Source organism: Bacillus swezeyi, assembly GCF_030908325.1.
In the GTDB taxonomy this organism is placed as follows: Bacteria; Bacillota; Bacilli; order Bacillales; family Bacillaceae; genus Bacillus; species Bacillus swezeyi.
The window spans coordinates 1,322,983-1,337,475 of the sequence record NZ_CP133085.1; the positions used below are offsets into that span (position 1 = coordinate 1,322,983).

The 14,493-nt window shown below is 45.4% G+C and carries 19 protein-coding genes; 7 read left to right on the plus strand and 12 right to left on the minus strand.

The window, feature by feature from the left end; genetic code table 11:
* Positions 1-43: 43 nt before the first annotated feature.
* The 6 genes from RBH91_RS06295 to RBH91_RS06320 are packed head-to-tail and all read right to left on the minus strand — an operon-like array spanning position 44 to position 1,973.
* The gene (locus tag RBH91_RS06295) at positions 44-262 is read right to left on the minus strand and encodes a spore germination protein (RefSeq protein ID WP_026586331.1); all 219 of its coding nucleotides are present in this window, start codon (positions 260-262) and stop codon (positions 44-46) included.
* Positions 263-317: 55 nt separating this feature from the next.
* A complete protein-coding gene (locus RBH91_RS06300) occupies positions 318-698 on the minus strand; it encodes a spore germination protein GerPE (protein ID WP_307893848.1) in 381 nt (126 codons plus the stop codon).
* The gene (locus tag RBH91_RS06305; protein WP_307893849.1) at positions 695-877 is read right to left on the minus strand and encodes a spore gernimation protein GerPD; all 183 of its coding nucleotides are present in this window, start codon (positions 875-877) and stop codon (positions 695-697) included. Before RBH91_RS06305 ends, RBH91_RS06300 begins: the two co-directional genes overlap by 4 nt.
* Complete coding sequence (gene gerPC / locus RBH91_RS06310) at positions 874-1,479, minus strand: spore germination protein GerPC (protein WP_307893850.1); 606 nt, start codon at positions 1,477-1,479, stop codon at positions 874-876. Before gerPC ends, RBH91_RS06305 begins: the two co-directional genes overlap by 4 nt.
* 18 nt (positions 1,480-1,497) lie before the next feature.
* Complete coding sequence (locus RBH91_RS06315; protein WP_076760355.1) at positions 1,498-1,740, minus strand: spore germination protein GerPB; 243 nt, start codon at positions 1,738-1,740, stop codon at positions 1,498-1,500.
* An 11-nt stretch (positions 1,741-1,751) separates the two neighbouring features.
* On the minus strand, positions 1,752-1,973 hold the full coding sequence (locus RBH91_RS06320) for a spore germination protein (protein WP_076760354.1): 222 nt from the start codon (positions 1,971-1,973) through the stop codon (positions 1,752-1,754).
* Between the two features lie 182 nt (positions 1,974-2,155).
* Here RBH91_RS06320 and RBH91_RS06325 point away from each other — a divergent pair, with 182 nt between their 5' ends.
* Entirely contained in the window at positions 2,156-2,449 is a 294-nt protein-coding gene (locus RBH91_RS06325; protein WP_307893851.1) for a DUF3784 domain-containing protein, read from the plus strand.
* Positions 2,450-2,532: 83 nt separating this feature from the next.
* Here the strand turns inward: RBH91_RS06325 and RBH91_RS06330 are convergent, their stop codons facing one another.
* Complete coding sequence (locus tag RBH91_RS06330) at positions 2,533-2,721, minus strand: aspartyl-phosphate phosphatase Spo0E family protein (protein ID WP_076760352.1); 189 nt, start codon at positions 2,719-2,721, stop codon at positions 2,533-2,535.
* 159 nt (positions 2,722-2,880) lie between these two features.
* On the minus strand, positions 2,881-3,966 hold the full coding sequence (locus RBH91_RS06335; protein ID WP_307893852.1) for a CotH kinase family protein: 1,086 nt from the start codon (positions 3,964-3,966) through the stop codon (positions 2,881-2,883).
* A 165-nt stretch (positions 3,967-4,131) separates the two neighbouring features.
* On the opposite strand from RBH91_RS06335, the gene cotG reads away from it, so the two are divergent.
* The 4 genes from cotG to RBH91_RS06355 all read left to right on the plus strand — a co-directional run bounded on the left by cotG (position 4,132) and on the right by RBH91_RS06355 (position 7,502).
* Positions 4,132-4,605, plus strand: coding sequence for a CotG/ExsB N-terminal domain-containing protein (gene cotG, locus RBH91_RS06340; RefSeq protein ID WP_307893853.1), 474 nt, complete (start codon positions 4,132-4,134; stop codon positions 4,603-4,605).
* A gap of 155 nt (positions 4,606-4,760) precedes the next feature.
* Entirely contained in the window at positions 4,761-5,666 is a 906-nt protein-coding gene (locus RBH91_RS06345) for a fumarylacetoacetate hydrolase family protein (RefSeq protein WP_307893854.1), read from the plus strand.
* 286 nt (positions 5,667-5,952) lie between these two features.
* A complete protein-coding gene (rsgA, locus tag RBH91_RS06350; protein ID WP_307893855.1) occupies positions 5,953-7,011 on the plus strand; it encodes a ribosome small subunit-dependent GTPase A in 1,059 nt (352 codons plus the stop codon).
* A gap of 134 nt (positions 7,012-7,145) precedes the next feature.
* Positions 7,146-7,502 (plus strand): YisL family protein, encoded by a 357-nt coding sequence (locus RBH91_RS06355; RefSeq protein WP_076760347.1) that lies wholly within the window; start codon positions 7,146-7,148, stop codon positions 7,500-7,502.
* A 41-nt stretch (positions 7,503-7,543) separates the two neighbouring features.
* Here RBH91_RS06355 and RBH91_RS06360 read toward each other — a convergent pair whose 3' ends face one another.
* Entirely contained in the window at positions 7,544-8,110 is a 567-nt protein-coding gene (locus tag RBH91_RS06360) for a DUF2777 domain-containing protein (RefSeq protein WP_307893856.1), read from the minus strand.
* Between the two features lie 163 nt (positions 8,111-8,273).
* Between RBH91_RS06360 and asnB the strand changes: the two genes are divergently transcribed.
* Entirely contained in the window at positions 8,274-10,115 is a 1,842-nt protein-coding gene (asnB, locus tag RBH91_RS06365) for an asparagine synthase (glutamine-hydrolyzing) (protein ID WP_307893857.1), read from the plus strand.
* A 29-nt stretch (positions 10,116-10,144) separates the two neighbouring features.
* Here the strand turns inward: asnB and RBH91_RS06370 are convergent, their stop codons facing one another.
* From RBH91_RS06370 to RBH91_RS06380, 3 genes are all read right to left on the minus strand, one after another.
* Positions 10,145-11,524, minus strand: coding sequence for an ammonium transporter (locus tag RBH91_RS06370; RefSeq protein WP_307893858.1), 1,380 nt, complete (start codon positions 11,522-11,524; stop codon positions 10,145-10,147).
* 72 nt (positions 11,525-11,596) lie between these two features.
* Positions 11,597-11,938 carry a P-II family nitrogen regulator gene (locus RBH91_RS06375; RefSeq protein ID WP_150194569.1) on the minus strand — a complete coding sequence of 114 codons (342 nt, stop codon included), beginning with the start codon at positions 11,936-11,938 and terminating at the stop codon, positions 11,597-11,599.
* Between the two features lie 203 nt (positions 11,939-12,141).
* Entirely contained in the window at positions 12,142-13,482 is a 1,341-nt protein-coding gene (locus RBH91_RS06380; RefSeq protein WP_076760342.1) for an MATE family efflux transporter, read from the minus strand.
* Positions 13,483-13,605: 123 nt separating this feature from the next.
* Here RBH91_RS06380 and RBH91_RS06385 point away from each other — a divergent pair, with 123 nt between their 5' ends.
* The gene (locus RBH91_RS06385) at positions 13,606-14,469 is read left to right on the plus strand and encodes a helix-turn-helix transcriptional regulator (protein ID WP_307893859.1); all 864 of its coding nucleotides are present in this window, start codon (positions 13,606-13,608) and stop codon (positions 14,467-14,469) included.
* Positions 14,470-14,493: the final 24 nt, after the last annotated feature.

Consider the following 14,493-nt stretch of genomic DNA (forward strand, 5'->3'; position numbering starts at 1 on the left):
CAAGCTCAGGAAAGCAGCCTCCTTCTTAACCGAAGAGGCTGCTTTATGCATTTCCGACAACATTCTGGTCGCTTACATCCGGGTCTATATAATTTGTCGCATTTATACCGCTGTTGACGATAAGGAAATCTCCTGTATTACCAGCACCAGAACCGAGTGCAGATTTTGAAGTGCTTTTTGGAGAAAGGTAAAAGGAATCACCGAAATTCACTACTCCTCCTGAGATCTCGTTGATCTTAATAGGTCCGACAATGGCTGGCATGATTGACCGACATCCTTTTTAGAAGTCTCGGAAACAGTATATGTCGGCCGTCATGCTATTGTGAGTTCATTGAAGGAAGCTTTCTGATATGCTTGACTCTCACATCGGAAATGATGCGGCGCGTCGAGCCTACCTGGACAACTGAAGAAGTGGAGATACCTGTAACCTTGACCGCCCTGACGCGAATAGCCGGGATTTCATTGAAAAAAGCTGAAGAGACGCCGGTTTCGGGAAGCAATTGGGGAATAGGCTGCCGATAAAGCTGAAAGTCTTCCTGATTCAATGAGCCTTCATTTCCGAAAAAAAGTGAAAGGTATCGTTGAACAGCGAGAATTTTTCCCTTGAGAACAAGCTCTTCGGCATCCCCGATTTGCAGTGTGCTGGTGATCCCGACTGACTGCACTTTTAAAAATTTAACTTTTGACGTTCTGATCATGGTGATTCAGGGGCCAGCGGTACAAAAGGACCGACAATAAGAGATTCAGGCGGCGTATCAAAAATCGATGACAGGGAGATGCACTCTGTATCTCCGATTAAAAACACAGAGGAGCTCGAAACCCCTGTGATGTTAATGCTGCCAACATCAAAACAGCGGTTCACAACGGTAAAATTCATTCGTTCTCATCCCCTTTCATTTCATCAGGTATCGATTGTAGAAAATGTTCGATTGCCCGGGCGATATCCTGCTTCACATAGTCAGCCAACCGTTCAGCATGCTCCCTCGGAGAAATAGAATCATTCGGCTTTACATGTTTGACATAATAGCGGATGCGGCTGTCGATCTGCTTTCGTATGTCTTCGATGATATGCTGTCGGTTTGTATCATCAAGTTTGCTGTCGTACCGATCTTCCAGCTGTTCCAGCAGAAGAGGGGTTTCTTCATTTAAGTAAGCGTCAACGATTTGTCTCGTTTGCTGCATCAGCTGGCTGCCAAGCTCCTGCTGAAGGGTCCCGATATCCGGCTGTTGCTGTGCGATTTCAAAGTTTTCCACATTATCCGGGTCTGCCGGATTGAGACCGATATTGAGCGTTCCGTCCAGCCGTTCGATCTTTAATTGATCAAATTTATATTCGATCCGGTCGATCCGGGTTCCGGGATTTTCTTTCAATTGGTTCAATTCCGACTGCAATATGGCAATCTGCCTTTCGAGCCGCTGAATCTGTGTAGCCTGCTGCTGCAAATACCCATACCAGTTCTGTGGATTGCTTTGCTTCATAAGATTATACACCCCCGTTTATCCTGTTGTAACAGAAGGAGCCTGAAGTGGAACGAAGATCGGTGAATCCCCATCTTCAAAAGCACCATCAAAAACCTCTCCGGTCACTGGCGGAGCGGCTTCTGTGTAGCTTCCGGTATTGTACAGGTTGGCAAGCGTTTTGATTGAACCGGCGCTCCCTATTTGCAAGACGGAAGAATTGCTGATTCCTTCCACTCTTAAATAGTTGATTTGTATCGTTTGATTGATATAAAAGTTCATGCCTTCACCCCTTACAGATTACCTGCGACCGGCTGATCGATCATATCATTGTCGTATGTGTTGGTGATGCTGTTTTGGTTGTATACGCTGACTCCGTCACCGGTATTAAAGCTTCCGGCACCCGCAAATGTTTTAACCTCAGCATAAGGAGAAATCGTGATGCAATCCCCGACATGAACAACTCCGCTCGTACCGACGGCATTTACTTTAAAAGCTCCGACAATGGCTGGCATTAAGGCACACCCTTTACAGTGATAAAACATTTTTTAATGGGCTATACACCATATCCTATGTGGAATAGGCGCATTTGTGATTAAAAAAGAAATCCTTTTGTCTTCTATTGAATCAACAAATGAAACGTTTTCAGGGAGAGAAACGTACGAAGTAAAAGAAGTTCAGCAATGGGGGAAGTCATATGTATTTTGAAGGTCATGTTCAATCAATAGCTGCGGCTCTGCTGTTTTTTTTCGCAGCTTATGCAGTGGGAATCAAAAAACAGACTTGGATTTTAAGAGGCTTTCGCCAGGAAAGAATCAGGGATAAAGATAAGCTGGCTAAAATCGCTGGATATTTCTTTTTGAACAGCGGATTTTTATTGCTGCTGAACGGCTTTGTTCATATCCCGTATCAAGAATCATTTACCCCTTCCGCCATCCTGGCTTACGGCGTTTGTACGATCATCTATGTTCAAAAAACATTGGTTGATTAGATCGCAATAGTCCACTGATGCAGGCTGATGTCAGCCCCGAAAAAAAACGGGAGGCGCCGTTGATCAGGATGTGGAACTGGCTGTCATGAAGTATGGCGGTTGCCGCTTTCGAAAGCTTTTTCTCTATGCAGGCTGTTTTCATGTGTCTGCATTCTTTGATTCAGCAAGTTGTCCAATTCCTGACTGCATTGAATGGCCTCTTTGGAATTGATTCCGAATTTTTGGGCGGTTTCAATTAAGGCCAGTCTTTTTGCTTCAATTTTATTGTTCATCATGGCAGTCTCCAACTTTCAATTATATTTTGAGCCGGGATTCAGCTTTGGATTTTTATGTTTCTTGATATTGATAGTATACCCTATTTTGTGTTAAAAGGATTTTTTTCGTCAATATGACAAAAAATGTGACATTTTTTTTGGTGTTTGCCGAGAAGATTAAAACCTGGAAAGCTCTAAAAGCAAAAAGCGTTTTCTCTTTTCAATATATTGAAAAATCTGTTTCTCCTCTTCTTCCAGCTGATGAAAAGTAGTATTTGTATATGGATCTTGTTCAAGAAATGGAGCAATGTCGGCATGCCATGTTGTAAGCGGGGGAGAAAGCCTGCTGATGGTGAATTCATGCTGCAATATGTTTTTCATTAACATAAAGTATTGAGATTTAAAGGCTGGAATGTCAAGGATTCTGGCAGATAATGTATTAAAGCCTGTCGCCGGAATGCGGTCATGTTCCATTTCCTCTCCGTGAATATTCCACCCCCATGTCGCATCATAATCCCAAGGAATGATTTGAAATGTCTTTGTCCGCTCATTTAAATAAAGAGCATAATTATGGACGAATCCGTCGAAGTTCTGGGTGCAGACGGCTCCGATGAGCCACAGCAAATATTGTTTGACATCCAAGTAGCGCTTGATTTCTTTTTCAAACATGTCATCTTTTGCAGTATTGATAAAGTAGATAAACTCTTGCAAGTAGCTGTCATGACGGTTCGAACCCAATTTTTTTTCATAGCCCTGCTGAAGGTTTTGTTTCGGCTGTTTGTCAAAAGAACTCAGAAGGGAAAAATTGGCATCGTCATCAACGGCATAATAAATAGCCCCTCCTTCTAAATGTCTCCTCTTTAAGAAAAGATCGTCAACAGATTCGATTTTTAAATAGATGCCTTCTTTTTTTTCATTTAAATAGAGAAAAACATGAGAAGCTGATGGTGAAAGAACGCCGATTTTTTCAAAAAAATAAAAGGAAAGTCTGTTGCGGATGAAAGAAGGATCGTAGAATTCGGCGTTTAAATGAAATTCTGTCTCCGATTTTTTTTCTGCCTGATTTCGATATTGAATAAAGTAAGATTTCTTTGGCAGCTTGCGGGTGTGCGCACCTCTGTATGAAATGGAGACCGGTGCTTTTCCTGAACCGGTTTGAAGCATCCCCGGAACCGCTTCATCATTCCAGACGTCTCTGTTTAAACCGAGCAGATTCTTCGGATGAATGTGCAGCCTGAAGGCCGGCAAGGCAGTGGCACTCATCATCATTTCCTCCTTTTTCAGCTGACTTATCATATGTGAAAAAAGCCTGTCCCGGAAGCGGCCTGCCTAGTTTTGAACAAAAACAGTCATTTGCCTCAGTACCCCTGTCTTTAGCTTGCGTATGATAAATCAGGACATAAAAATGTAAGAACAGGAGGTAAACTGATGAGCGATGTCCATGATCATGATATTAAAAAAGCTGTAGACCAGCTTAGGAGCGAAGGTAGAGACCATTATTTAGACCGTGAACCTGAATCCGCCGGCTCCAGCAATAGCAGGCGTTCACATAATATTTGGGATATGTGGTGGGGAATAAAACCAGACAGAAGCAAGAAACATGATAAAAGCGAGAAGCCGGATGACTGTGAAAAGCCGGATAAAAGCAAGAAGCCGGATGACTGTGAAAAGCCGGATAGAAGCAAGAAGCCGGATGACTGTGAAAAGCCGGATAAAAGCAAGAAGCCGGACGACTGCAAAAAACCGGACAGATGCAAAAAATCTGATAAATGCTGCCGCAAACGGCACGAGCATCGTCATTGCAAGAAAACTCACCACCACAGAAGAAGCAAAAGCGGCTATGAAACCATTACAAAATGGTCTGATGGAAATTTAGAAGAAATCAGACACAGAAAGCGATAATAAGAGCGGCTTGCTGCATGGTGAGCCGTTTTTTTTCGGGCGGACATAACCGGGACTTTAGAAGCGGTTTGCAGAAATCAGAAAGGGATTTTAAAATTTTTAGAGAATATGTGAAAAGGGGAAAAAGCTGAAATCATAACTGCGGGGGAATTTTTATGAAGTTTGCGACAGCCGAGCTGCACAGCCGTATATTTATTGGACTTGTCATGGATGATAGAATAATGGATTTGCAGAAGGCGGAAAAAAAGCTGTTTGAGCTTGAGACGATACCTGAAACACTCATCGAATGCGTCAGCGAGGGGGAGCGGTTTGTCCGTCATGTCAGACAGCTTGTTGAGTGGTCAGAGAAGAAAAACAATGAGGAAAGCGGTTCATTTATTTATCCGCTCTCAGACGTCAAATTGCTTGCACCTATTCCCGCGCCGCGGAAAAACGTGATTTGCATCGGAAAAAATTATCGGGATCATGCGATTGAAATGGGAAGTGAGGCGGATATTCCCGAACATATCATGGTTTTTACCAAAGCGCCGACTTCGGTGATCGGGCATTTGGAAGAAGTGGACGCCCACAAAGGCGTGACAGAAGCGCTTGATTATGAAGGGGAGCTTGCGGTCGTGATCGGAAAAACCGGGAAAAACATTCCGGAAGCTGAAGCGCTTGACTATGTGTTCGGCTACACGATCATCAATGATGTGACGGCGCGCGATCTGCAGAAGCGGCATAAACAATTTTTCATCGGCAAAAGTTTGGACGCAACCTGTCCGATGGGGCCTTATCTTGTACATAAATCAATGATCGAAGATCCTCAAAATCTAAAAGTGGAGACCCGGGTAAATGGCGAGCTCCGCCAGTCCGGCCTTACGAAAGACATGATATTTTCGGTAGCGGAAATGATTGAAACACTGTCCAAAGGAATGACGCTGGAAGCGGGTGACATCATTGCCACAGGAACGCCGTCGGGAGTGGGAAAGGGATTTCATCCGCCGAAGTTTCTTCATGAAGGGGATCAAGTTGATATCACAATAGAACCGGTCGGGACGCTTTCGAATAAAGTAAAATAAAACCTTGTGAAAAAATAGTTAATCATATATAATCAAGCTGTAAATTTTGAAGAAATGAGGGATGTGTGATGAGAAAGGATATTGTAATGTTTGTCGGACAATTGATCATTGCACAGCCCATGTAGCATATTAAACGGTTATCTTCAGATTGATCTGGTGATGTTCCATGGGCTGTATGCACGGCTCATGGAATTTTTTTGCTTGCACATGAAGCGCAAAAAAAGAGCCTTGTTTTCAGGCTCTTTTTTATTTTAAAGCATCAACAGATCATGAGGAGGAAATCGCATTGAATTTATCAGCATTAGGCATAAACTATATAAGCGGAGATGTAAAGGATGTAAAAGGAGCGGGACTAGTTTTAGGAAGAGTGGCTCTTGAGCATAAGAGGCTTTATCGGATATGGACGGAAGAAGGAGAATGGCTTGCCGAAATTTCCGGTAAACTCAGGTTTGAAGCGGAAAGCCGTGAAGATTATCCCGCTGTCGGCGATTGGGTGTATATGCGCCCGCGGGAGGATGAAAAGAAAGGACTGATCGTTGAGATTGCCCCCCGTTTCAGCAAATTTTCGCGAAAGGCGGCGGGTGATCCGGCAGAGGAGCAGATCACGGCCGCTAACATCAACACGATCTTTCTCGTGAATGCCCTCAACCAGGATTTTAACATTAGAAGAATTGAACGCTATTTGCTCCTCGCCTGGGAGAGCGGAGCAAATCCTGTCATCATTCTGAGCAAAGCCGACATCGGCAGTCAGATAGAAGAAAAAATAAGGCAGGCCGAATCAGCTGCAATCGGTGTGCCGATCCATGTCATCAGCGCCCATGAAGGAAAAGGGATGGATGAGCTAAAAGCGTATGTCAAAGAGGGAGAAACCGTTGCGCTTTTAGGCTCATCAGGCGTTGGAAAGTCAACAATGATCAACTTCTTTCTGGAGGAAGACAGGCAAGCCGTCCAGGAAGTCCGCGAAGATGATGATAAAGGGCGGCATACGACGACCCACAGGGAGATGTTTCTGCTGCCAGGAGGGGGCCTTTTAATCGATACGCCAGGAATGAGGGCCCTGGAACTGTGGGAATCAGAAGAAGGGTTCCGGCAGGGGTTTAGCGACATTGAACAGCTGGCGCAAACCTGTAAATTTTCCGACTGCCGCCATGATGAAGAGCCTGGCTGTGCGGTGCAGGCGGCACTTTCTTCCGGAAAGCTGGATGCCGGCAGATTTCGAAGCTACCTGAAGCTGAAAAAAGAGCTCGAATACCTTGCCAGAAAAACGGATAAACGAGCGATGCAGCAGGAAAAAAACCGCTGGAAACAGATTTCGAAAAACATGAAAAAACACAAAAAAAGATAAAATCGGAAAAGACGCTGATGTTTCATTTAAGCGTCTTTTTGACGTGAAAATGACAGCGTTCACATGCTTTGTTTAATGGACAGGTTCATGATAATATAAAAACGATACCTGATCTGATAGGGGGAAAAACGAATATGACGCATATGCATATTACAACTTGGGTCATCGCGCTCATTTTAGTAATCGTTTCTTACGGGCTTTATTCTGCCGGAAATCGCAAAGGCGCAAAAATCGCACATATGATTCTCCGCTTATTCTACATTTTGATTATCTTAACCGGAGCAGAGCTTTTGTTCAGGTTTACGGTATGGAATGGAGAATACATAGCAAAGGCCGTGCTTGGCCTTGTTACAGTCGGATTGATGGAGATGCTGCTGATTCGCAGGAAAAAGGAAAAATCGATCACCGGGATCTGGGTCGGCTTCATTGTCGTCCTGCTCTTAACGATCGCACTCGGACTCCGTCTTCCGCTAGGTTTTAAAGTGTTTTAATGACGGACACCAGTTCTCGCGTTTAAAGGACTGGTGTTTTTTTATGAAGGCGGTTTTGACGCTGAAATCGTTACGATCCGCTCGCCGTTGGAAGTCGTCCATTCAAATCTGTCCTTTCTCTCATCCTTTCGTTCATAATGGTGCTGAAGGGCGCAATGCTTCACATCGTTTGAAAACTGATAAAATGAAACACCTTCTGCATCCTTTTTCTCCGCTGAAAAGCATAAGCTGTTATAGGCGTAGACGCAATCAAACACGGAAAAACCAAGGTCGTTCAGCTGATCCAAAAAAGAGTAAAACTGTCCGTCTTCTAAATCATTTAAAAACGCTAAGAACGCCTGTTTTACGATTTTGAGGTAGCGGATCGGTTCACCGCCGCTTAATTTAACGGTCTCTGATCTTTCTATGATGGCAAACCGGTCGAACAGTTCCGCTTTCAGCCATTCGCCGTCTATGCTAATGAAGACGCCCGGGCTTTTTAAACTTTCAACTAAAAATAAATCTCCTTCTTCATTTTCGATCAGGCAGATCCCATCCTCCATTAAAATGTTGCCGTAAATCCATTTGCGCTTCTCTCTGTAGATTCGTTTTTCGCGTTCGATGTCCATGGCGGGTCTCCTTTCTTTCTTCGTTTTTTCCAAAACGGGCTTGTCTCATACAAGGATCTGATGGACAATTCAACTATTGTTTTTAAGTGCATAAAATAAGTAAAGTGACAAAGGAAGTGAAGCCTAAAAAGAGACAGATTATTAGAATTGGAGCTGATCGACAATGTGTGGAATTACGGGGTGGGTGGATTTTAAAAAACCGCTTGTCCGAGAACAGTCTGTCATGGAGAAAATGACTGAAACACTGTCAAAAAGAGGACCTGATGATACAAATATTTGGGGGAAGCACCATGTTTTATTCGGACATAAGCGTTTGGCCGTTGTGGATATAAAAGGCGGCAGACAGCCGATGACCCGCACACATCAAGGAAGCTGCTATACGATTTGCTATAACGGAGAGCTTTATAATACGGAGGATTTGCGAAAAGAGCTTCAAAAGCGGGGCCATCGATTCAAGGGCCATTCCGACACAGAGGTTTTGCTTCATTCATACATGGAATGGAAGGAAGAGTGCATCCACAGGCTGAACGGAATATTTGCCTTTGCAGTGTGGGATGAAGAGCGTGATCTTCTGTTTGCCGCTCGCGACCGGCTCGGAGTCAAACCGCTGTTTTATTCTGAGCAGGGCACGTCATTTCTGTTCGGATCGGAAATCAAAGCGATTCTTGCCCACCCTGAAGTAAAGGCGAGGGTGGACCGCCAAGGCTTGGCTGAGATTTTCGGACTCGGTCCGTCAAGGACGCCGGGGAACGGAGTCTTTAAAGGAATTAAGGAAGTGCGTCCAGGGCACGCCATGCGGTTCTCGAAAGACGGCTTAACGATTTGGCGCTATTGGAATGTCAAAAGTGAAGAGCACACGGACACCTTTGACGAAACGGTAGAGAATGTACGGTTCCTTTTTGAAGATGCTGTCACAAGGCAGCTAGTTTCCGATGTTCCCGTCTGTACGTTCCTGTCTGGCGGGGTCGATTCGAGCGCGATTACGGCGACAGCAGCCAAACATTTCGAAAAAGAAGGAAAAGCGCCGCTCCATACGTTTTCGATCGATTACGAAGACAATGAGCAATACTTTACATCAAGCTCGTTTCAGCCGAACGCCGACGGCCCGTGGATCAAAAAAATGTCCGAAGCATTCGGAACCGTCCATCATCATTGTGTCATTTCCCAAAAAGATCTGGCCGCCCACTTAGCGGAAGCTGTGATTGTCAGGGATTTGCCCGGGATGGCTGATGTTGATTCGTCACTGCTTTGGTTTTGCAGGGAAATCAAAAAGGATTTTGTCGTCAGTCTGTCCGGGGAATGTGCCGACGAAATTTTTGGCGGATATCCTTGGTTCCATTCGACTGAGGATGTGAAAGGTTTCCCATGGATGAGGTCGATGGAAGAACGGATCGGTCTTTTGCAGGATACTTGGCAGGAAAAGCTGAACCTCAAGGAATATGTGATGTCCAAGTATGAGGAAACGGTTCATGAAACACCGCTTCTCGACGGGGAAACAGGCGAGGAAAAAAGAAGGAGAGAGCTGTTTTACTTAAATATGCTCTGGTTTATGACGACGCTCTTAGACCGGAAAGACAGGATGAGCATGGGCGCAAGCCTCGAAGTCCGGGTTCCGTTTGCCGACCACAGGCTGGTTGAATATGTATGGAACATTCCATGGGATTTCAAAATGCACGAAAACCGCGAAAAAGGCGTCTTCCGCAAAGCGTTGGAAGGGATTTTGCCGAATGAGGTTTTATACCGCAAAAAAAGTCCATATCCGAAAACGCATCACCCTGGATATACAAAAGCCGTGAAACAATGGCTGGAATCTTTGCTGAATCAAAAAGACTCGGCGCTGCACGTCTTTTTAGACAAGAAAAAACTCGATCAGCTGATCGAGACAGAAGGTGCATCATTTCAAGTTCCTTGGTACGGACAATTGATGAAAGGACCGCAGCTCATCGCACATCTTGCTCAAATTCATACTTGGTTTGAAACATACAGGATTGATATTGAAGAATAGAACACCCGGCGGCTGCCGGGTGTTTTTGATTAGATCTGTTCCGTTTTGGATGATGGGCCAGGCTTTAAGTTGTTTAGCCGTGAGACGAGATCCGTTCCGAAATCAGAGCTGATTTCCGTGTCGCCCTGGTCGAGGTAGCTCTCTTTATACTCATAAGCAGAAGAGCCGTGCTCAGCGTAATCGAGTCCGGAAATTTCTTCTTCTTTGGAAACCCGGATTGGAGCAGCAGCTTTCATCACCGCGGCGACGACCGAAGTCGCTGCAAGGGTCCAGCCGGCAATGGCCAATACACCGACGGCTTGAATCCCGAGCTGGGAGATTCCGCCTCCGTAAAAGAGTCCGCTCGATGTATTGAAGAGCCCGACCGCAAGCGTTCCCCAAATACCGCATACACCGTGGACGGCAATGGCGCCGACTGGATCATCAAGCTTCAGAATCTGGTCGATGAACTGGACACCTGCCACTAAAATGACACCTGCGATTAGGCCGATCAAAATGGAACCTGTAAATGATACACCATCAGCCCCGGCCGTGATGCCGACAAGTCCGCCGAGCGCCCCGTTTAAAGTCAAGGAAGGATCGATCCTGCCGTAGCGGAAATAAGTGAACAGCGCTGAGCTGACAACTCCGCCTGAGGCGGCTAAAAGGGTTGTCGTAATGACGTGCGGCACTGCTGCGGGATCGGCCGCGAGCGTGCTGCCGCCGTTGAATCCGAACCAGCCGAACCAAAGGATAAAAACGCCGAGGGCGCCGAGCGGAATACTGTGGCCCGGTATGGCGTTCACTTTTCCGTTTGCATATTTGCCAATACGAGGACCGAGAAAGATGACGGCGGCGACCGCACCGGCAGCACCTGTCAAATGAACGATTGCAGACCCTGCAAAATCGATGAAACCAAGGTCATAAAGCCAGCCTTCCCCCCAAGTCCAATGGCCGACGACCGGATAGATGATGCCGGTCATAAACAGTGTTAAAATCATGTAGCTGCCAAGTTTCATCCTTTCGGCAACAGCTCCTGAAATAATCGTCGCGCACGTAGCGGCAAACACGGCCTGGAAAACGAAAAATCCGATATCTTGGTCACCCGCCAAAGCAAATCCGTTTGTGCCGATGAATCCGCCGGCGCTGTCTCCGAACATAAAAGCATAGCCGGCAAAGAAATATAGGATCGAGCCGATCGAGATCGTCAGGAAATTTTTCATCAAAATGTTTAAGGTGTTTTTCGCTCTTGTAAAACCTGACTCGACCATCGCGAAGCCGGCGTGCATAAAAAAGACGAGCAGGGTGCCGATCGCCACCCAGGCCATATGAACAGAGTCGTTGACCGACTGTACCGTCGGCTCTGCGGCGAATGCCGATGCTGTAAGAAAAAAGCTTAGAAAAAGTACGAAAGATATCTTTTTCTTCAAAAAAATCATCCTTTCTTAAAGTATTGACAGAGAAGCAGACGAGGCAGCTGTTTCTTGCTTTAGAACCGGTGTTTAAACGATCGCTTCTTTTCCGGATTCCCCTGTGCGGATCCGAATCGCGTTTTCTATAGGAAGCACAAATATTTTTCCGTCGCCGACCGTATTTGTTGAACATGTGCTTTCAATAATTTGGATGATTTCATCGACGTTTTCAGATTCAATGACCATTTCAACTTTTACTTTTGGCAGCAGTTTGATTTCATAGGCGGTGCCGCGGAAGAGCGCTTGTTTACCTCTCTGTTGGCCGCAGCCGGCGACTTCTGAAACCGTTAATCCGTTTATGCCAACCTCTTCAAGCTTTTTTCGGAGGCGAGGAAACTGTTCAGGACGTATAATCGTTTCGATTTTTTTCAAAATGTATATCCCCCTTTTTATTAATGTAAGGTTTTATCACGTGTATTGTTATGTTTATTATCATACGTAAAAATAAAGTGAAAATCAATATGAATTTTCAAAAAAATTAATCTATTAGACCTATTCATCATCAGGGATATTCTCATAGACTCATATTCGTGTTAACTTTTATAACAAGAAAACCGGCTTTCATTGAAAGCCGGTTAAGCTGCAAACCCTTTTTGAAGCCATATCTTTGATCTCCATCTTCTGTACATGAAAATCCCTCTGACCCATTCATCCGCAATAAATGAAAACCAAATGCCCGCCAGGCCGAAGCCAAGCTGAATTCCGAAAATATAAGCGATGGGAAGCCCGATCCCCCACATTGACACAATCGCCATATAGACGGGATACTTTGCGTCGCCGGCTGCTCTTAATGAGTTGATAATGACGACATTAAATGAGCGGCCTGGTTCCAGAATGATTGTCAAAACAATCAGTGCGCTGGCCGTGGCGATGATATCAGGGTTGCTGCTGAAGATGCCGATGAGCGGCTTTGAAAAAACGGCGAAAAGAACCGAAGTGATGGTCGTGATTGCCAGTGCCCACCACAGGCTTTTCAAGCAGCGGCTGTAGGCTTCGTCAAATTGCTTCGCCCCGATATGGCGTCCGATCAAAATTTGCGTTCCCTGGCTGATCGCAGTTCCAAAAAGCATGATAAACATCATCAAGTTTTGCGTATATACTTTTGTCGTCAGCGCCTGAGCGCCCATCAGCGTGATAAAATAGGTAACGATCATCTGTGACGCGTTATAGGAAAGCTGTTCACCGGCGGAAGGGATGCCGATTTTCAGCAGCTTCTTTAAATGGCTTTTTTGCATGAAAAACAGGCGTTTTGATAAAAGCGGCATACCGATTCGCTTTTTGACGAGCAAAGCGATCGCTAAAAGCCCGATGATGCGCGCCGCCGACGTAGACAGCGCAACACCTGCAACACCCAAGACCGGAAAGCCGAACGGTCCGAAAATCACAAGATAGTTGCCGGCGATGTTTAAAATATTCATCCCGATCGTTACGGCCATCGTATCTTTTGTATAGCCGTAACTTTTTAAAATGGCGCTGAACGTCATAATGAGCGCCTGGATAAAGGAAAGACCGCCGACGATCTGCAGAAAGATGCCAGCTTCGGCAAGCAGCTCAGCTGACAGCCCCATCATCAATAAAAGCGGTTTGGCAAAAAGATACATCACGGCACTGATGAACAGACTGATCATAAAATTGGTACTGATGGAAACATATCCGACTTCCATCGCTTCTGTTTTTTGCCGCGACCCTAGAAATTGTGAAATAATCACCGTTGTGCCTGTCGCAATGAAACCGAACATGACAATGACCAAGTTCAGCATTTGGTTGCTGACGCCGACGGCTGCCACGCTGTCATCGGAGTATTGGCTGAGCATCAGGGTATCAGCGTTTCCCATCAGCATATATAATGAAACCTCTATAAAAATAGGCCAAGTTAAAGAGAATAAGGAGAGGTTTTGAGTATTTGTTTTTTTCATGGCGCCTGACCACCTTTCTTTTCAAAAATCCGTTTAATAGTGTACCGTCATTTTTCTATAATAAGAAGAGACGAAACCGATACTTTTTGGAGAAATCCGACCAAATCAAAAGGGGGAGAGAACATGGAACATATCATCTTCACGATCCCGCCGCTCCCCGTTTTGATCGTCTGCGGCGAAGGGGTGTTCAAAAGAGGGGAAAAGCATGTGAAGCGCGAATACCCCGTCTTTGACCTCTTATATGTGATCAAAGGGGAATTGTTTTTGACAGAGGACGGCGTGCCTCACCGCGTTCGGCAGGGGGAATACATTATCCTCGTCCCCGGTCTCGACCATTACGGACATCAGGGCTGTGATGAGGAAACCCATTATTTTTGGCTCCACTTTCAAGAGGCATCCTATGAATTGGGGCAGAGCGGAGGAGAGAACTGGACAGAGCTCAAGCTTAAGCAGGGAACGTTTGAAACGCCGCCTCTATATCATTTGAAGCTTCCGAGGAAGGGGAAGGTCGATCAAAAGGCGTTCATTGAAAAGCAGTTTCGAAGTTTAATTGATGACACCGCCGAAAATTCAGATCTGCCCCTCAGAAAGCAGCTGCTGTTTGAAGAGCTGCTGATTCATTTGCAGAAGGAGGCGTTTCATATTCCTTCCGCAAATGAACGGGTCGCATCAGAGGCCCAGCGCTATATTGACCGGCATTTTAAAGAAAAGCTGAGCATGGATCAGCTTTCAGCGGCCCTTCATTACCACCAGGACTATATCACCCGCTGCATGCATAAAGTGTTTGGTATCACACCGGGGCAATACGCCAATAAAGCGCGGATTCTTGAAGCGAAACGGCTTCTTTCTGTGACAAACGACAAGCTGTCATCCATCGCAGAACAAGTCGGAATCGATGATCCAACCTATTTTTCCAAGCTTTTTAAACAAATAGAAGGAATTTCGCCGATTGAATACCGAAAGATGATAAAGAGGAATATTGAATAAAGCCTTTCATATCGACCATAGCCT